General features: G+C 75.7%; 18 protein-coding genes. 12 read left to right on the top strand and 6 right to left on the bottom strand.

Annotated features, from left to right (window positions below; translation table 11 throughout):
- Positions 1–52: 52 nt before the first annotated feature.
- The gene (locus ACSNOD_RS16265) at positions 53–694 is read left to right on the top strand and encodes an NAD(P)H oxidoreductase (protein WP_436767651.1); all 642 of its coding nucleotides are present in this window, start codon (positions 53–55) and stop codon (positions 692–694) included.
- Positions 695–858: 164 nt separating this feature from the next.
- Complete coding sequence (locus ACSNOD_RS16260) at positions 859–2,520, top strand: MFS transporter (protein WP_436767652.1); 1,662 nt, start codon at positions 859–861, stop codon at positions 2,518–2,520.
- Here ACSNOD_RS16260 and ACSNOD_RS16255 read toward each other — a convergent pair.
- Positions 2,452–2,946 (bottom strand): MarR family winged helix-turn-helix transcriptional regulator, encoded by a 495-nt coding sequence (locus tag ACSNOD_RS16255; RefSeq protein WP_436767650.1) that lies wholly within the window; start codon positions 2,944–2,946, stop codon positions 2,452–2,454. The genes ACSNOD_RS16260 and ACSNOD_RS16255 overlap by 69 nt on opposite strands.
- Positions 2,947–3,022: 76 nt before the next feature.
- On the opposite strand from ACSNOD_RS16255, the gene ACSNOD_RS16250 reads away from it, so the two are divergent.
- On the top strand, positions 3,023–4,156 hold the full coding sequence (locus ACSNOD_RS16250; protein WP_436767649.1) for a questin oxidase family protein: 1,134 nt from the start codon (positions 3,023–3,025) through the stop codon (positions 4,154–4,156).
- 72 nt (positions 4,157–4,228) lie between these two features.
- Here ACSNOD_RS16250 and ACSNOD_RS16245 read toward each other — a convergent pair whose 3' ends face one another.
- Complete coding sequence (locus ACSNOD_RS16245) at positions 4,229–4,798, bottom strand: DUF6314 family protein (RefSeq protein ID WP_436767648.1); 570 nt, start codon at positions 4,796–4,798, stop codon at positions 4,229–4,231.
- An 82-nt stretch (positions 4,799–4,880) separates the two neighbouring features.
- On the opposite strand from ACSNOD_RS16245, the gene ACSNOD_RS16240 reads away from it, so the two are divergent.
- The 3 genes from ACSNOD_RS16240 (at position 4,881) to ACSNOD_RS16230 (ending at position 6,860) form a co-directional block, all read left to right on the top strand.
- Positions 4,881–5,279, top strand: a complete 399-nt coding sequence (locus ACSNOD_RS16240) for a PPOX class F420-dependent oxidoreductase (RefSeq protein ID WP_436767647.1) — start codon at positions 4,881–4,883, stop codon at positions 5,277–5,279.
- A 188-nt stretch (positions 5,280–5,467) separates the two neighbouring features.
- Entirely contained in the window at positions 5,468–6,208 is a 741-nt protein-coding gene (locus ACSNOD_RS16235; protein ID WP_436767646.1) for a DUF4142 domain-containing protein, read from the top strand.
- A 58-nt stretch (positions 6,209–6,266) separates the two neighbouring features.
- Positions 6,267–6,860, top strand: a complete 594-nt coding sequence (locus ACSNOD_RS16230) for a class F sortase (protein ID WP_436767645.1) — start codon at positions 6,267–6,269, stop codon at positions 6,858–6,860.
- Positions 6,861–6,905: 45 nt separating this feature from the next.
- On the opposite strand, the gene ACSNOD_RS16225 is transcribed toward ACSNOD_RS16230, so the two are convergent.
- Positions 6,906–8,006 carry an NAD-dependent epimerase/dehydratase family protein gene (locus ACSNOD_RS16225; protein ID WP_436767644.1) on the bottom strand — a complete coding sequence of 367 codons (1,101 nt, stop codon included), beginning with the start codon at positions 8,004–8,006 and terminating at the stop codon, positions 6,906–6,908.
- 243 nt (positions 8,007–8,249) lie between these two features.
- Between ACSNOD_RS16225 and ACSNOD_RS16220 the strand changes: the two genes are divergently transcribed.
- The 3 genes from ACSNOD_RS16220 (at position 8,250) to ACSNOD_RS16210 (ending at position 10,687) form a co-directional block, all read left to right on the top strand.
- Positions 8,250–9,434, top strand: a complete 1,185-nt coding sequence (locus ACSNOD_RS16220; RefSeq protein WP_436767643.1) for a zinc-dependent alcohol dehydrogenase — start codon at positions 8,250–8,252, stop codon at positions 9,432–9,434.
- A gap of 178 nt (positions 9,435–9,612) precedes the next feature.
- Positions 9,613–10,293 carry a methyltransferase gene (locus tag ACSNOD_RS16215; RefSeq protein WP_436767642.1) on the top strand — a complete coding sequence of 227 codons (681 nt, stop codon included), beginning with the start codon at positions 9,613–9,615 and terminating at the stop codon, positions 10,291–10,293.
- Positions 10,268–10,687: a CDGSH iron-sulfur domain-containing protein gene (locus tag ACSNOD_RS16210; protein WP_436767641.1), complete on the top strand. Its 420-nt coding sequence runs from the start codon at positions 10,268–10,270 to the stop codon at positions 10,685–10,687. Before ACSNOD_RS16215 ends, ACSNOD_RS16210 begins: the two co-directional genes overlap by 26 nt.
- On the opposite strand, the gene ACSNOD_RS16205 is transcribed toward ACSNOD_RS16210, so the two are convergent.
- Both ACSNOD_RS16205 and ACSNOD_RS16200 read right to left on the bottom strand, forming a co-directional pair.
- Positions 10,630–11,835, bottom strand: coding sequence for an iron-containing redox enzyme family protein (locus ACSNOD_RS16205; protein WP_436767640.1), 1,206 nt, complete (start codon positions 11,833–11,835; stop codon positions 10,630–10,632). The genes ACSNOD_RS16210 and ACSNOD_RS16205 overlap by 58 nt on opposite strands.
- Positions 11,832–13,064 carry a carboxylate-amine ligase gene (locus ACSNOD_RS16200; RefSeq protein ID WP_436767639.1) on the bottom strand — a complete coding sequence of 411 codons (1,233 nt, stop codon included), beginning with the start codon at positions 13,062–13,064 and terminating at the stop codon, positions 11,832–11,834. Before ACSNOD_RS16200 ends, ACSNOD_RS16205 begins: the two co-directional genes overlap by 4 nt.
- Before the next feature lie 372 nt (positions 13,065–13,436).
- On the opposite strand from ACSNOD_RS16200, the gene ACSNOD_RS16195 reads away from it, so the two are divergent.
- Positions 13,437–14,828, top strand: coding sequence for a sensor histidine kinase (locus tag ACSNOD_RS16195; protein WP_436767638.1), 1,392 nt, complete (start codon positions 13,437–13,439; stop codon positions 14,826–14,828).
- The gene (locus tag ACSNOD_RS16190; protein WP_436767637.1) at positions 14,825–15,502 is read left to right on the top strand and encodes a response regulator; all 678 of its coding nucleotides are present in this window, start codon (positions 14,825–14,827) and stop codon (positions 15,500–15,502) included. The genes ACSNOD_RS16195 and ACSNOD_RS16190 overlap by 4 nt, the downstream gene beginning before the upstream one ends.
- Here the strand turns inward: ACSNOD_RS16190 and ACSNOD_RS16185 are convergent.
- Positions 15,466–16,503 (bottom strand): LysR family transcriptional regulator, encoded by a 1,038-nt coding sequence (locus ACSNOD_RS16185; RefSeq protein WP_436767636.1) that lies wholly within the window; start codon positions 16,501–16,503, stop codon positions 15,466–15,468. The genes ACSNOD_RS16190 and ACSNOD_RS16185 overlap by 37 nt on opposite strands.
- A gap of 279 nt (positions 16,504–16,782) precedes the next feature.
- Between ACSNOD_RS16185 and ACSNOD_RS16180 the strand changes: the two genes are divergently transcribed.
- On the top strand, positions 16,783–17,585 hold an 803-nt coding region (locus ACSNOD_RS16180; RefSeq protein WP_436767635.1), incomplete at its 3' end, for an EamA family transporter.

Raw genomic sequence — 17,585 nt, 5'->3', positions numbered from 1 at the left:
GTCCCCACGTTTCCCCGAACGTCTACCGACACCCCCACCCAGGGAGCCCGTCATGACAACGGCCGCACGCCACACCCTGCTGGTCGTGGCCCACCCCCGCCCCGGCTCGCTGACCGCCCAGGTCGCCCACCGTCTGCACGGCCGCCTCAAGGAGAGCGGCGCCACCGTCGACGTACTGGACCTCCACGCCGAGGGTTTCGACCCGCGCCTGACGCCGGTCGACGAGCCGGACTGGGAGGACCGCGAGAAGCGGTACTCGCCCGAGGTCCACGCCCATATGGACCGCATCGCGGCCGCGGACGACATCCTCGCCGTCTTCCCGGTCTGGTGGTCCGCGCCCCCGGCCATCCTCAAGGGCTGGATCGACCGGGTGTGGAACTACGGCTTCGCCTACGGCCGCAGCACACCGCGGCTCGCCGGCAAGCGGATGCTGTGGCTCGGCCTGGTCGGCGCCGGTGAAGCGGACCTCGCGGCGGCCGGCACGGACTCGGCGATCAGCCACCAGCTGGCGGACATCTCGCGGTTCTGCGGGATCGCCGACGCGTCCGTCCGCTGCCTGTACGGCACGGAGATGTCCGGTCTGCCCCAGGCGCGGCGCCCCGAGCGCGTACGACAGTTGCTGGCCGCGGCGGAGACGGCGGTCCGGGAAGCGCTGCCGCGGCCCGCGCGCGAGGAAGCGGAGGAGCGGAAGTGACCGGCCCCGAACGCACCGGCGGCACGGCGCGCCGCCGCGACACGGCGCGCCCCCACGACACCGAACGCGCCCGCGACACGGCACGCCCCCACGGCCCCGCACGGCGTCGCGGCACCGCGCGCCCCTGGCTCGGCCTCGCCGTCCTCCTGCTCCCCGTGGCCCTGATGACCGCCGATCTCGGCGTCCTGTGGCTGGCCACCCCCTACCTCGCCGCCGATCTGCGGCCCAGCTCCACCGAACTGCTGTGGACCACCGACATCTACGGCTTCCTGACCGCCGGCACGCTGGTGATCATGGGCACGCTGGGCGACCGCGTCGGCCGGCGCAGACTGCTGATGGCCGGTTCGGCCGGGTTCGTGGTCGCCTCGCTGGTGGCCGCGTACGCCCCGAACCCCGGGGTCCTGATCGCCGCCCGGGCGCTGCTCGGCGTCGCAGGGGCCGCCGTCCTGCCCTCCACGCTCGCCCTGATCCGCCATATGTTCGACGATCCGCGGCAGCGGGCCACGGCCATCGCCCTGTGGGTCACCGCCCTGTCCGTCGGGCTGGCCGTGGGGCCCGTCATCGGCGGTGTGCTGCTGAACAGCTGGTGGTGGGGGTCCGTCTTCCTGATCGGGATACCGGTGATGCTGCCGCTCCTGTTCATCGCCCCGGCGCTGCTGCCGGAGTACCGCGATCCGGCGGCGGGCCGGCTGGACCCGGCGAGCGTGGCGCTGTTCCTGCTCGCGGTGCTGCCGCTGGTCTACGGGGTGAAGGGGGTGGCGGCGCACGGCCCGGGCGCGCTCACCGGCGCGGCCGGGGCGGCCTTCGCCGCCGGAGCCGCGTTCGCCCTCGCCTTCGTACGCCGTCAGAGGCGGTTGGCGGCCCCGCTGATGGACCTGGGCCTGTTCCGGGAGAAGGCGTTCACGGGGGCGCTGCTGACCCTGCTGCTGGGCATGACGGCGCTCAACGGCGTCGAGTACCTGGTGCCGCAGTACCTCCAGGCGGTCGCGGGGCTCTCGCCGCTGGAGGCGGGGCTGTGGCTGCTGCCCGGGGCGGCGGGGCTGGTGGCCGGCTCGCAGCTGACCCCGGTGCTGGCCCGTCGCGTCCGCCCGGCGTACGTGCTGGTCGGCGGGCTGCTGATCTCGCTCCTCGGATACGGGGGTCTCGCCCTCGTGGAGGGCGTTCCGGCCGCGGCCACCGCCCTTGCGGTGATCATGTTCGGGGTGGCGCCGATCAGCGTGCTCGGCACGGCGCTGGCCGTGGGCTCGGCGCCGCCGGAGAAGGCGGGCGCGGCGGCGGCGACCGGCCAGACGGCGTACGACCTGGGGCTGGCGCTGGGCATCGCGGTGACGGGCAGCGTGGCGGCCGCGGTCTATCGCGGAGGCGTCCCGGCGGGCGCCCCGGCCGAGGCGCGCGACACGGTGGGCGCGGCGCTGGCCGTCGCCGAGCGCCTGCCGGAAGGGGCGGGCGCGGGACTGGCGGCGGCCGCGCGGGAGGCGTTCACGGCGGGGCTCCGCACGGCGTCGGTGGTGAGCGCGGGCTTCGCGCTGGTGACGGCGGTGCTGGTGGTGGCGCTGCTGCGGCAGGTGCCGCCGATCGCCGAACAGCCGGCGGAGCCGGAGCTCGCGGAAGCGGAGCTCCCGGAGGGACGGCTCGCGGAGCCGGAGCCCTCGGAGGAACGCTTCACGGAGGCGGAGCTTCTGGAGGCGGAGCTTCTGGGAGCGGAACGCCCGGACGCCGAACGTCCGGAGGCGGAAGCGCGGACCGGGAGCCGCGAGTCAGGGGTTCTGCACCTCGCGGACCCAGGCCGTGAGCCCGGCCACGAAGCCCGCACGCTCTCCCGCTGACAGCCCGTCCAGGGCGCGCAGCAGCGGCTCGCCCCGCCGGACGACGAACGTTTCGATCGGCCGGCGGAACTCCTCCGCCAGTGACACGAGGACCCGGCGCCGGTTGGCCGGGTCCTCGGCGCGTTCCACGATCCCGGCCCGGCTGAGCCCGCCGACCAGTTCGCTGGCGGTGGGCAGCGACACCTGGAGCCGCTGGGCGATCTCCCCCACGGTCAGCGGCTCGGCGACCAGCAGGTGCGGCAGTACGGCGCCGTGGCGCGGGGTCAGACCCTGCGCCTCCATCGCCTCGCGCAGCGGCCCCGGCATGAGGTCCCGCACCACCGCACCTCGGTAGTACGGCTCCAACAGCGGGACGAGGCCGACGAGTTCGATGTCGGCAGCGGTGGGCGTCCGGGGGCTGTTCCCCGGCTGGTGCGCATGCGGCATACTGCGAGTCTAGATGGTTCGGAGTTCCGAACTGTCCAATGCCGAAATGTTCGGCCTGCCGAAAGGTGCTGCTGTCATGCCGTCGATCAGCTACTGCGATGCGGTCAACGACGCCCTGGAGCGCATGGAGGACCTCGGGTACGAGCGCGGGGAGGGCGCCGACCTCGCCAACCACGGCCCGATGGGCGCCGAGGCGCTCGCCGTGCTCGGGCACGGGGACGAGGTGGCCGCCTGGGTGCGGCGCTACCGGCGCGCGTTGGAGCACCACGAGCCGCCCGCCGCGCGGTTCGCCCTCGATCCCGCGGACGAGTCCTCCTGGCGCCCCGCCCTCGGCGCGTTCGACCGGGCCGGGGACTGGGAGCGGCTCTTCGCCCGCGAACTGGCGGAGGCGCCCTGGCGCGAGGTGCTCGTCCGCTGGTGGCCGCGGCTGCTCCCGGGCCTGTTCGCCGGGCTGACCCACGGCCTCATCCGCACCGCCCACGCGGTGCGCGGCCTGTACGCCGCGGGCGAGCAGCCGACGCGCCTCCAGCTGGACGAACTGGCGCGCGGACTGGCGTACTGGGCGGCCCGGTACTCCGAGCTCCCCGGGCAGCCCCGGCTCGGCGGCCGTCACGAACTGTCGAGCGCGGTCGCGGAGCTGCCCCGCGTGCCCCAGGACGCCCCGGTACACCCGGAGGCCGTCCGGAGGCGCCTGGACCGCCTCGCCGACCTCCCGGGCTACCGCGAGTCGCTGGAGTGGCCGTCCGCCGAGCAGGCGCCCCGGCTGCTGAGCGAGATGACGGTCCAGTTCGCGGACGTCTACCTCGGGCACCCCGAGGTGTTCCCCGTGCCGCTGATCCACGGCATCACCGCGCCCGCCGCCGTACGCCTGGTGCTGCCGCATCTGCCGTACGAGCTGCACGAGCCGACGCTGGCGCGGCTGTGGCAGGTGCAGGCGGCGTTCCTGTTCGCCTTCACCGCCGACCGGCGGGGCGAGGGCACGACGGCCTGGCGCTCGGAGGTGCCGGAGCCGCTGTCGGCCGGCGAGCTGGCGGCGCGGGCGGCGGAGCACGGCGACGAGCACGTCATCAAGATGACCGAGGCGTGTCTGCGCGAGTACGCGCTGCGGCCCGATCCGCGCTATCCGGCCGCCGCGCTGGCCGCGCAGCGGCGCATCCCGCGCCTGGACGCCGGCGGCGCCGTGGGGGCCATGCGCCGCGACACGGCCTGACGCGCCGGCGACCGGGCGGGGCCGGGCCGGGCCGGGCCGCCGAGCGGTAGGGACGGCGGCCCGGCGGGCCGGTCAGCGCCGCCGGTAGACCGTGGTGAGGAGCTGGTCCTTGGCGCGGCCGGTGACGCGCCAGCTCACCCGCCAGGTGTCGGCGGACAGGACGGTGAAGGTGCCGTCGTAGACGTCCGGCCCGCACGGATGGCGCGTGGTCCAGTGCCCGGTGCGCAGGTCCAGGTCGTGGAAGGGGCGGCCGTCGGCGAACGTCACCTCGGCGGTGCCGTCCGGGGCCGGGAGCAGCCGCAGGGTGCGGCCCGCCCGGCCGCGCGCCCCGGCCCAGTCCAGTTCGCCGTCCTCGATGTGCAGCAGGCAGCCGTCGCCGTCGGGTGCCGGCGTGAAGTCGGCCGTGCCGCGGAACGACCCGTGGGTGCCGGTGGCCAGGTCGCGCAGGACGCGGTCGACCGTCCACCGGCCGGCGAGATGGGCCGCGGCGTCGGGGACGGGGTACGCGGTGGGCGACGTCGGCGGGACCGGCGGCGTCGGCGGGATCGGTGGCGCCTGCGGGGCCGGCGCGGCGGCGGCCGCACCCGCGGCGGCGCCGGTCGGCGTGTCCGGGGGTGTCGGGCCGGGGACGGTGACGCTCATCCGCCCATTGTCCCCGTCCTCCGAAAGGACCACGGCGCGGCCCCTCCCCCGCCAGCCCGCGCCGAAGCCGTAAATTCGGATCATGACTGTCACGCTGAACGACGCATCGCGCGCGATCCTCGACGGGACCAACTTCGCCACCCTCGCCACGCTCAACCCCGACGGAAGCCCCCAGACCTCCGTCGTCTGGGTCAAGCGCGACGGGAACGACCTGCTGTTCTCCACCGTGATCGGCCGCAAGAAGGAGCGGAACCTGCGCCGCGACCCCCGGGTGAGCGTGAGCGTTTTCGACCTCGCCCAGCCGTACCAGTACGTGGAGGTCCGCGGCTCGGTCACGATCAGCGAGGAGGGCGGCCGGGAGCTGATCAACGAGCTGTCCCGCAAGTACACCGGCGGCGACTACACCGCCGACGGACCCCAGGACGTCCGCGTCGTCGTCCGTCTGACGCCGCGACGGATCACGGGACACGCCGCCGCGTAGGGCGGGGCCTCCCTGCCGAGCGGGTGAGAGATCTGCTCCGTTCGCGGGACAACCGGCGTTTCGCGCCGGGCCCGGGGCACTGAAGCGGCCCCGGGCCGCCAGTCGGCGTCCCGGCCCACCGGCCCGGCACGCGAGCCGCACACCGCCGCCCCGTGCCGCCGGCCGACGACGACGAACGGAGCTCACCCATGCGGACTCGACACTGGACCGCCACGGCGGTCGCCGCCCTGGCCATAGCGGGGGCGGCGGCCGTCCCGGCAACCGCCGTGGACTCGACGCCGGCTGCCGGCGGTTCGGTCAACGCGGCCGACACCGCGTTCCTCAAGTCGGCCCACCAGGGCAACCTCGCGGAGATCGCCGCCGGCGAGGACGCCGTCAAGCACGCGACGACCTCCTGTGTGATGCGGACCGGCAGGACGCTGGTGACCGACCACACCAAGCTCGACGGCGACGTCAAGAGGGTGGCGGACAAGGTCGGCGTCTCCCTGCCCAACGCCCCCACGCCCGAACAGCAGAAGGAACTGGCCGAGGTCCAGGGCAAGGCCGGCAGCAAGGCGTACGACGAGGCGTGGCTGAAGGTGCAGGTGGCCGCGCACGAGAAGACGCTGGGGCTGATCGACCGCGAGCTCAAGGAGGGCCGCAACGCGGAGGTGAAGGCCACCGCCAAGGCCGCGCGACCGGTGGTCTCGACCCACCTCGCGATGGTGCGCGACGGCAAGTGCCAGGACCATGCCCCGGCCGCCAAGGTCCCGGCCGGCGACGGCGGGCAGATGGCGACCTCCCTCAACACCTCCGTCGACACCGGCATCGGCACGCGCCCGGGCGTCGCGGCGGCGGTGCTCGCCGGCGGTGCCCTGCTGCTCGGCTCGGGCACGGTGCTCCTGATCCGCTCCCGCCGTACGGCCACGGGCTCGGCCCGCGCCCGCTGATCCGGCGGCCGTCGCGGTGCCCGGGAGTGCGTGGCCGCGCCGTGGCCCAGCCCTGTGCGTGACCGGGCTGGGCCTGGCGGCGCTCGTCGCCGGCTGGCTGATGCTGCTGCCCGGCCTGCCGGCGGCGCGCGACGCGGGGGCCCTGCCCCGGCACCGGCCCGGCGTGGCGCAGCGGTCGGCCGACGCCCCGTCACCACCGGTCGGCCTGGAAGTGCCCGGGCGGCTGACGGCGCGGGTGGTGCCGGTCGCCCACGCCCCGGACGGCTCCCTGGAGGTGCCCGAGCCGCCCGGCGACGTGGGCTGGTGGCCGCTGGGCGCGCAGCCGGGCGCGGCGGAGGGCACCGTTCTGCTGGCCGGGCACGTCGACTCGCAGGCCCATGGGCCGGGGGCGTTCGCGGCGCTGCACCGGGTGCCGTTGGGCGCCCGTGTCGAGGTGACGGGGGCCGACGGCCGACGCCACCCGTACGTGGTCACCGCCCGGCGCGTCTACCGCAAGGCGGATCTGCCGCGCGGGCTGTTCACGGCCACCGGCCCGGCCCGGCTGGCGCTGGTGACCTGCACGGGCGAGTACGACGCGGAGAACCGGCGGTACGCGGAGAACCTGGTCCTCTTCGGTGAGCCGGCCCCCGCGGGGCGGATGAGCGGTGCCTGAGCGGGGCGTCTGAGTGGCGGTCCGCCCCGGGCGGGCGGCGGCCGGTCAGCGGGCCAGCGGGGGCGTCGGCAGATCCGTCCCCTCCGCCAGGCCGCGCAGAAAGCCGCCGACCGCCTCCTTCGAGGTGCGCCGGGGGTGCCAGCCGAGCTCCCGGGCGGCGCGCCCGGCGTCCATCAGCGGCAGCCGCCGGACGAGGTCGTACAGCTGTGGGGAGGCGGGCACCAGCCGCAGCCACCAGGCCGCCGCGAGCGCCGACCGCACCGCGCCGCCAGGCACCCGCACCGGGCGGGCACCCAGCGCCTCCGCCACGGCCCGGGTGTCGAGCACCGGATCGGCGGCGAGGTTGAAGGCGCCGCGCACGGGGCGGACGACCGCCAGGCGGTACGCCTCGGCGGCGTCGGCCGTGTGCAGGGCCTGGAAGCGCAGGCCCGGGAGGTCAGGGAAGAAGGGCACCAGCGCGGGCCGCACCAGCCGGCGCGGCGGCGGCAGCCCGGCGAACAGCCGCCACTGCGCGGTGGCGGCCTCCGGCTGGAAGAGGAAGCAGGGGCGCATCCGCACCACGCGCACCTGCCGGTGGCGGCTCTCGTACGCGTCGAGCACCCGTTCCAGGTACGCCTTCTCCCGCGAGTACGCGGCGTCCGGCCAGCCGTGGGTCGGCCAGAACTCGTCGACGAGGAGGTCCGGCGGGCCCGGGGAGTACGTGCCCACGGACGAGGCGTGCACCAGGGCCGGCACCCGGGCCCGCGCCACCGCGGCGAACACCCGGATGGAGCCGAGCACATTGGCGCGCCAGGTGGCGACCGGGTCCCGGGTCGGCTGGAACCGCCAGGCGAGATGGACGACGGCGTCCGCGCCCCGGAAGCACTCCACCAGCCGGGCGCCGACGCCCGAGGCGGCCCCGGCGCCCAGGTCCGCGCCCATCCAGGAGGTGCGCGGCGGCGACCACGTGGGGACCCTGCGGGCCACCCCGGTGATCGAGCCGACGCGTGGATCGTCGACGAGCGCCCGTACGACGGCGGTGCCGACGTTGCCGGTGGCGCCGACCACGACGACGCGCAGGCCCTCTCCGCGCCCGCCGCCGGCCCCGCGTCCGGTGCCGTCCCGGTCCGCGGCGGCGCCGCTCGCCCCGCTCGCCCCGCTCGCCATGGGCTCCCTCCGTTCCCGCGCCGTCCGCGTCGCCCGGATGTCCGTGCTTCCATCCTGGCCCCCGCCGGCGCGCCCGGCCTGTTCGAACCGGTGCGCCGGGAGTGCCAGGAGTGCGCGGACCGGCGCGCGCCAGGGGTGTGCGAACCGCGCCACAGGACTGTTTGAACCCGGCGCCACCGGCCAACTCGGGACCTTCGGCGAACCGCGCCGAACGAGCCGCCGGCCGACCGCAGGAGGACACTCATGAGGGCTCTCACCTGGCACGGAAAGCGCGATGTGCGCGTCGAGACGGTGCCCGACCCGATCATTCAGGAGCCGACGGACATCATCGTCAGGATCACCACCACCGGCCTCTGCGGCTCCGACCTGCATCTGTACGAGGTGCTCGGCCCCTTCCTGGAGCCGGGCGACATCCTGGGCCACGAGCCCATGGGCATCGTGGCGGAGGTGGGCTCCGAGGTCACCGAGCTCGAACCGGGCGACCGCGTGGTCGTGCCGTTCAACGTCTCCTGCGGCACCTGCTTCATGTGCGCCGGCGGGCTGCACTCCCAGTGCGAGACCACGCAGGTGCGCGAGCGCGGCATGGGCGGCGCGCTGTTCGGCTACACCAAGCTGTACGGGGAGATGCCGGGCGGGCAGGCGGAGTACCTGCGGGTGCCGTTCGGCAACACCCTGCCGATCAAGGTGTCCGCGGAACCGCCCGACGAGCGGTTCGTCTACCTCTCCGACGTCCTGCCGACGGCCTGGCAGGCCGTCGAGTACGCGGCCGTCCCGCACGGCGGCAGCCTGGCCGTGCTGGGCCTCGGGCCCATCGGTGACATGGCCGCCCGGATCGCCCTGCACCGCGGCATCGAACAGGTGATCGGCGTGGACCTGGTGCCCGAGCGGCTGGCGCGGGCCCAGGCGCGCGGGGTGACGGTGCTGGACCTGCGCCGGCACGAGAAGGACCTCGGCGACGTCATCCGCGATCTCACCGACGGCCGGGGGCCGGACTCGGTCATCGACGCGGTCGGCATGGAGGCGCACGGCGCCCCGATCGCCAAGGCCGCCCAGCAGGCGGCGGGGCTACTGCCCGACCTGCTCACGGAGAAGCTGATGACGCACGCGGGGGTCGACCGGCTGCCCGCGCTCCGCACGGCCATCGACATCGTGCGCCGGGGCGGCACCATCTCGGTCTCCGGCGTCTACGGCGGCATGACCGACCCGCTGCCGCTGCTCACCATGTTCGACAAGCAGCTCCAGCTGCGCATGGGGCAGGCGAACGTACGGCGCTGGGTGGACGACCTCCTGCCGCTGCTCACCGAGGAGGACCCGCTGGGCGTCGAGGGCTTCGCCACGCATGTGCTGCCGCTGGAGGACGGGCCGCGGGCGTACAAGGCGTTCCAGGCCAAGGAGCAGGGCATGGTGAAGGTGCTGCTGCGGCCATGAGGTCGTGGCGGCCCTGGGGCCCTGGGGTCACGGGGCGTTGAGGCCGGCGCGGGCGCCGGTGCGCCGCTTGGGGAGCCGACTCGGGCGCCGCCGCTGAGCCGGGAGAGGCCCCTGGACCGGGTGGGACGTGGTACGGCGGCTGTTTGGCGGGGCGCGGGCGTGGTACCCGGAACGGGTGATGCTGTTGAGGCCGCCGGGCGTGTACGCGCCCCAGAGCGACACCCATCTGCTGCGCGAGGCCCTGCGCCGGGCGGCTCTGCCCCCCGGGGCCCGCGCCCTGGACATCTGCACCGGCACGGGGGTCCTGGCCGTCGAGGCGGCGCGCCTGGGCGCCGCCGAGGTGTGGGCCGTGGACATATCCCGGACCGCCGCCCTCGCCGCCCGGTGCAACCTGTGGCTGCACGGCCTGACGGGCCGGGCGGGACCGCGGGCCCAGGTCCGGGTGCGCCACGGTGACTTCGAGGAGCGCACCGCCGGCCGGAGCTTCGACGTCGTCACCGCCAACCCGCCCTATGTGCCGTGCCCGCCGTCGACCTCGACGGGCCGGGCCGCGCGCGCCTGGGACGCCGGGGAGGACGGCCGCGCCCATCTCGACCGGCTCTGTGCCGCCGCGCCCCGGCTGCTGGCGCCCGGCGGTCTGCTGCTGATGGTCCACTCGTCCCTGTGCGGGCCGCTCTCCACGGTGCGGTCGCTGCGGGACGCCGGGCTGAAGGCGTCGATCGTGGCCCGCCGGCGCCAGCCCTTCGGACCCGTCCTGCTGAGCCGCGCGGACTGGCTGGAGCGGCGCGGGCTCATCGAACCCGGACAGCGCGAAGAGGAACTGGTGGTGATCCGTGCCGACCGCACGCCGGCCCGATGACGGGCCCCCGGAGACTTTTGAAGGGACTTTCGAGGAGACTCGCGCGCAGGAGTCTCCGCACGAGGAACGCGAGGGACGCGAGGGACGCGAGGGCTGGAGCGGGGAGCGCGGCGAACGGCCCCGGCGCGTACGGATCGACCCGGGCGGCCCGCTCGTGATCGACGGCCCGGTCGAGGTCGTCCTGCCGGACGGCAGCACGGTGGCCTCGGACCGCTTCGCGGTGGCCGTGTGCGTCTGCCGGCGCAGCCGGGTCTACCCCTGGTGCGACGCCAGCCACCGGCGCCGCCAGCAGGCCGACGGCGCCCGCTCCGCGTCCGAGTCCGCGTCCGACGGCCCTCAGTCCAGGGGCCGGAGCAGCGAGGACTCCCCGCGCTCCCAGGCCCCCATCACCTGATCCGCGAGGGCGTCCTCCAGCACCTCGGTGGCCTCGATGCCGAAGACGACATCGGCCGCGAGCTCCGGCTCGCGGGCGAGCAGGTCGCCGATCACGTCGTGGCGCATCACCTGCTCGTGCACCGCGTCCGCCTCGATGTGCTCCGCGTAGAACGGCACGCACGCCGCCTCGTCCGCGCCGAGCCGGCGCAGGGCACGCACCATGCGCCGGGCGCTGGGCGCGGTGGTGATCTCGGCGGCGGCGAAGTGGCCGACCAGCGCCCCGCGCAGGCTCCGGTGCAGCCCGAAGAGCGACATCATGTTGACGATGGCCAGCGCCGGCGCGGGCACCCGGTCCAGATAGCGCAGATAGCCGCTGTCGAGCCCGGCACCGACGAGCAGATCGGCGTAGAGCCGGGAGTGCATGCGCTCGCCGCAGCCGGCACCGAACTCGTCGTACTCGACGGCCACCAGGGCCGCCTTGGCGGTGCCCTGGAGCCGGGGGACGACCCACAGGTGCGGGTCCGCCTCCTTCAACTGGTAGACGGAGCGGTGCACGAGGAACTCGCGCATCTGCCGCCAGGTACCCCGCTCGGCCAGGTGGTGCGTCGGGCCGGTGCCCTGCACGGGCTCGACGAGCAGCGGGTCCAGCGCGGCGGCCACGTCCCGCCCGCCGCCGGTCCGCTCGCGCAGCGCGGCGAGGAAGGCGCGCTCGCCGTCGCGGCGCAGCCGCAGCAGTTCCGGGTCCCACTCCCAGGCGTCCGACACGCCCTCGAAGCCGCGGTAGTGCAGCTCGTAGAGGACGTACAGCGCCAGTTGGACGTCCTCGCCCAGCGGGTCGCCCAGGGGGACGCCGGCGGGCAGGTCGACGTCCCCGCCGGGCGCCGAGCGCAGCAGCCGCAGCACGGTCTCGGAGAACGGTCCCCGCGCGGGGGGCAGCTGCGCACGGCCCGCGCCCCGCTCGGTGTGCGGCGGCGCCTGGGGCGCCTTGTCGGGCGCCTTGTCGGGCGCTTCGGCTGGCGCTTCGGGGGCGGTGGCCGCGGGCCTCGCGGCGGTCCCGGCGGTCCCTGTGGATACGACGGCCCCGGCGGGCTCCGCGGCACCCGGGCCCCGGGCCGCCGCGGCGGTACGGGGGCGGAGCGCGCTGTCCCGCACGGATCGGTCGGTCATGGAGTGGCCTCCTCGGCGAGTGAGTCGGTGGTGGCCCGGGTGAGGTGGCGCACGGCCGCGGCCGGGTCCCCGGCCCCCGCCGCGCGCTGTCGCTCGGCGCCGGTGCCCCGGGTGAGGAGATCGGCCACGAGGGCCCGTACGGCGCTCAGGTCGCCGGCCTCCTCCAGCGCCGGGGTGACGTCCTCGATCAGCGCCTCGACCAGGGTGAGAGCCGGCACCCGGCGGGCCAGGCGCGGGTGGACGGCCGGACCGGACAGCCCGTAGCGGGAGGCGGACCACAGCGCCGCGGCCGCCACCTGGTCGTCCGGGCCGGCCGCCTCCCGGCCGGCCGCCAGCGCGGTGAGCGCGGTCCGCACCAGCGCGCGCGAGAGCGCCGCCTGCAGCACCGCCTCGGCGACCGTGCCGCAGGCGTCGGCGACCCGCAGCTCCACGGTCGGATAGCGGGGCGACGGGCGGGCCGACCAGAAGCTCACTCGGTCGTCCACGAGGACGCCGCACTCGATCAACCGTTCGAGCGTCGCGTCGTACGCCGCGGCGGACGGGAAGTGGGGCGGGATGCCGGCGCCCGGGAAGCGCGACTGCTCCACCGTGCGCCAGCTCGCGTAGCCGGTGTCGCGGCCGTGGCGGAACGGGGAGTTCGCCGAGAGGGCGAGCAGCGTCGGCAGCCAGGGCCGCAGATGGTTGAGCACGGCGACCGCGGTCTCCCGGTCGGGCACGCCCACGTGCACGTGGCAGCCGCAGATGTGGTAGTCGGAGACGGTGGCGGTGTAGCGGTCCATGATCTGCCACGGCCGGGCGCCGGCCGTCACGGCGGCCGGCCCACCGCCCAGGGGCGGGGTGCCGCTGGGCAGCAGCCGGGCCCCCCCCCGCGCCGCTGCCGCCGCGAGCACGGCGCGGGCGCGGGTGAGCTGTGCGGTGAGCTCGTCCAGCTCCGTGCAGACGGGGGTGGCGCTCTCGATCTGCGTCGTGAGCAGTTCGGCGCTGAGGGTGGGGTGGCGGGGCTGGGCGCGCGGCGCGGCGCGGGGCTCGGCGGCGCCGGGCCCGGCGGTGGCCTCCGCGGGGCCGGGGTCAGCGGTGGCCGTCGCGCCGTCGGCCTCGGCGGTGGCCGTCGCGGCGTGCGCCGCGGCGAGCACGTCCGGGCCGGCCGGCACGGGGTGGCCGCTCTCGGCGTCGACGAGGAGGAACTCCTCCTCCACGCCGAAGGAGGCGGCGGCCGTGCGGGGGGTCATTCTCGCTCCCGGGTCCGTGGGGCTGGAGAGGGTCGAGTGCCCCTTGAGAAGCGGGCCAAACGACTTCGACGTCCACGTTGTGGGTTGTCCGTGACGTGACCGTCGCTCCCTTTCCGCGCCTCCGGCGCGGGCCGGTTTTTCCGCCGTGACGCGGCGATGCGGTTTTCCCGGCTTTCGGCGCGTTCCCCGTCTCCCCGCCCCGAAGGGGCGGGGCGCTTTCCCGGCCGTCGGCCCGAACCCCATCCACCCGCCCCGAAGGGGCGGGGCCTTTGCCCCGGCCGGAGGCCGGGAAGACAGGGACGGTCACGTCACGGACAACGGGGACATGGACGTCGCGCAAACCTCGCCGGACGGCGACTACGCTGGGGGGAAATGAAGCCCGCGCCACAAGCCCCACCCCCCGAGGGCCTCCTCAAGGTCGCGACCCGCAACGTGCGGGCCACCGCACACGCCCTGTCCCACCCCTCGCACCCGCCGACGCCCCCGCGCAACGGCAGTTCACGCAGGCGCCTGCGCCACCTCCCGTACATCCTCGTCTTCGTTCTGACGGCGATTCTGCTGCCGGTCACCATCGGGGTGCTGACCAACACGTACGGTCTCAACGGCGGGTTGGCGTCGGCGCTGGCCGTCGCCCAGGTGGCCCCGCTGCTGATGGCGGTGAACCGGCCGCTCCAGGCGTGGTGGATCATGCTGCCGGCGAACGTGATCGGCGCCCTGCTGCTGTGGGCCGGCACGGCCGAGCTCGCGCACCCCTGGCCGTGGCCCGCGCCCACCGTGAACGGCTATCTCGCGCTGATGCTGGCGCTGGGCCTGCGTGAGACGCGCCGGACGCTGCTGGGCGCGTGGCTGGTGACGGGCCTGGCGTCGATGCTGCTGGAGGGGTTCGCCGACGCCCACCGCCAGAGCACGAGCGCCCTGTTGTTCGTGCTCAGCGGGCTGATGCTGCTCATCGGCGGGGCGATCCGGGAGCGCGGCGAGGCCCAGCGGCGGCTCACCGAGCAGGAGACGATCAGCGAGGCGGAGCGCGCCCGGCGCACGCTGCTGGAGGAGCGCGCCCGGATCGCCCGTGAGCTGCACGACGTCGTGGCGCACCACATGTCGGTGATCACGGTGCAGTCGGACAGCGCCCCGTACCGCATCGAGGGCCTGCCGGAGGCGGCCCGGGAGGAGTTCGCCGCCATCGCGTCGACCGCCCGGGAGTCGCTGTCCGAGATGCGCCGGCTGCTGGGTGTGCTGCGCAGCGAGGGCACGGACGGCGAGCGCGCGCCGCAGCCGGGCCTGGACCGGTTGCCGCAGCTGGTGGAGGCGACCGTACGCGCCGGGGTGCCGGCGGAGCTGAGCATGGGCCGCGACGTGCTGGAGGTGCCCGTACCGCAGGCCGTGGACCTGTCGGCGTACCGCATCGTGCAGGAGGCGCTGGCCAACGTCGTACGGCACGCGCCCGGCGCGGCCACCCGCGTCTCCGCGCGCGTCGACCACGGCGGCGGCGGGGCCGGCGAGGGAACCGGCGTGCTGACGGTGAGCGTCGTCAATGAGGCGGCGGACCGGCCCGACGCCCCGCTGGAGAGCACCGGCACCGGCCATGGCCTGGTCGGGATGCGCGAGCGCGTCCGGCTCGTCGGCGGTGAGCTGGAGATCGGTCCGCGGCCCGAGGGCGGCTTCCGGGTCGTGGCCCGGCTCCCCCTCGCCCCCTCCCCCGCGCCGCCCGGCGAGGTGGGCACCGCACGCGAGACAACGGACAGAACGGACACGGGCCCCGCATGACCATCCGCGTAATCATCGTCGACGACCAGGCCATGGTGCGGGCGGGGTTCGCCGCGCTGCTCTCGGCGCAGAGCGACATCGACGTGGTCGGCGAGGCGCCCGACGGCAAGCAGGGCGTGCAGGTCAGCCGCAGCACGCATCCCGATGTGGTGCTGATGGACGTCCGCATGCCGGAGATGGACGGGCTGGAGGCCGCCCGGCAGTTGCTCGACCCGCCGGCCGGGGTGGTGCACCGGCCGAAGGTGCTGATGCTCACGACGTTCGACGTCGACGACTATGTGTACGAGGCGCTGCGCGCGGGGGCCAGCGGGTTCCTGCTGAAGGACGCGCCGCCGGCGGATCTGATCTCGGCGGTGCGGGTGGTCGCGGCGGGCGAGGCGCTGCTCGCGCCCTCCGTGACGCGGCGGCTGATCGCGGACTTCGCGCAGCAGCGGCCGGCCCCGCGCACGGGTCCGCGGCTGCGGCTGGCGGGGCTGACGCCCCGTGAGACGGAGGTGCTGGAGCTGATCGCGCGCGGGCTGTCGAACGCGGAGATCGCGCAGACGCTGGTGCTGGCGGAGCAGACCGTGAAGACGCACATCGGGCGCGTGCTGTCCAAGTTGGCGCTGCGCGACCGGGCACAGCTGGTGATCTTCGCTTACGAGTCCGGGCTGGTGGCCCCCGGCGACCGCTGATCGCCGCCCCCGCACCCGTCCCCGTCCCGGTGTTCCCGTACGGGGGTCGGCCGCGCGGTGAGGGTGGTGACGGCTTCGCGGAGGGCCGCGCGTACCGCGCGCACGGCGGGGTGGGCGCCGCTGCCGCGCCGTACCGCCGTGTACAGCCGGCGGAAGGCCGGCCCGCCGGGCAGCGGGCGCAGCGCCACGGGCGGCGGCGCGTCGCGGAACGCCCAGACGAGGTCGGGCAGCAGCGCGGCGGCGTGCCCCTGGGCCGCGAGGCGGGCGTGCAGCAGGAGGTCGGTGGACTCGAAGCGCACATCGGGCTCGAAGCCGGCCGCCCGGCACAGGGCGGTGGCCCACTGCCGGGACGCGCTGCTCGTCGGCTCCATGATCCAGGGGCAGTCGGCGGGGTCCGGCTCCCCCGCACCCCGGGCGGCGGGGGCGCCCGGGCCCGGAGCGTCCGGGGTGCCCGCGGCGCCCGGGCCGCCCGCCGGCAGGGCCATGCGGATCTCGTCGTGGTGGAGGTCCTCCTCCTCGATCTCCCGGGAGCGCGGGCCCGGCCGCCCCGGGTACTCCTCGGCGATCACCAGGTCGTGGTCCCGGCCGAGCAGCGCCGGCAGCGCGTGCTCCGGCTCGGCCTGGGTGACGCTCAGGCGCAGGTCCGGGTGGGCCTCGCGGAGCAGCGTGAGCGTGGCCGGGAGCAGGGCCAGCGCGGCGGTCTGGAACGTGGCGACGCGCAGCGTGCCGGTCACGCCGCCGAGCGACCGGGCGACATCCGCCTCGGCCCGCTCGACGCGTTCGAGCAGCGCCTCGGTGTGCGCGACGAGGATCTCCGCCTGCTCGGTGAGGCGCACCCGCCGCCCGGCCGGTTCCAGCAGCCGCGCCCCCACCTCCCGCTCCAGCGCGGCGAGTTGCTGCGAGACGGACGAGGGGCTGTAGGAGAGGGCCGCGGCGACGGCGGCGAGCGTGCCGCGGTGCTTGAGCTCGCGCAGCAGGCGGAGGCGGTGCAGATCGAGCATCGGGGGCGCTCCTCCGGCCGGCACGTCCCGCCGGCACGTCGCACCGGCGCTTCCCGCCGGCCGTTTCCACGCGCCGTTTCCACGGGCACGTACGGCCGGCACTGATGAGTTTTTCCGATGATTATCGCTCGGAAAGACGCGCTGGACCGCGGTGATCGTCTGCGGCACGGTGAAAGGCGTCAACGGCGTGCGGGTTTCTTTCACGGGGGGCGGGTCACTGTGCGATCGACATCGGTATCAACCGCGGGCGCGGAAGCGGGGGTTCGTACGGGAGCGGGGGTGCGCGCGGCATCGACGGCGCGTACGGGAACGGCCCTGGCGATCCTCTCCGCGGTCGCCTTCGGCGGCTCGGGGGTGGCGGCCAAGCCCCTCATCAACGCCGGCCTCGACCCGCTGCACATGGCCTGGCTGCGGGTGACGCTCGCCGCGCTCATCACCCTGCCGGTGGCGATACGGCACCGGGGGCTGCTCCGCGGCCGGCTGCGGCCCCTCCTGTCGTACGGTGCCTTCGCGGTCGTCGGCATGCAGGCCTTCTACTTCACGGCCATCGCCCGCATCCCGGTCGGGGTGGCGCTGCTGATCGAGTTCCTCGGCCCGGCGCTGCTGCTCGGCTGGTTCCGCTTCGTGGCCCGGCGGCCGGTCGCGCGCTCGGCGGCGGTCGGCGCGGGGCTGGCCCTGGTCGGCCTGGCCGGCGTCGTCCAGATCTGGCGCGGCCTGGAGCTCGACCCCCTGGGCATCGCGGCGGCCCTCGCCGCGGCCGGCTGCCTCGCGGCGTCCTTCGTCCTCTCCGACAAGGGCTCCGGCAAGCACGAGCCGATCCCGGCGGCGGCGCTGATCGCGTACGGCATGCTCGTCGGCGCGGTGCTGCTCACCCCCATCGCCCGCCCCTGGCAGGCGGACTGGGGCCTGCTCGCCGAGCGGCTCCCGATGCGCGAGAACGGCCCGGAGCTGCCCGCCCTGGTCTTCGTCGGCTGGGTGGTCCTGGTCAGCACGGTGCTGGCGTACGTGACGAAGGTGCCGGCCACGCGGATGCTCTCCTCGCAGGTGGCGAGCGTCGTCTCCTACACGGAGGCGGTCGTGGG

The sequence above is a fragment of the Streptomyces sp. URMC 123 genome (assembly GCF_051386515.1).
In the GTDB taxonomy this organism is placed as follows: Bacteria; Actinomycetota; Actinomycetes; order Streptomycetales; family Streptomycetaceae; genus Streptomyces.
The sequence above is the reverse complement of the archived record's forward strand: the minus strand, read 5'-3'. Positions and strand labels throughout refer to the sequence as shown.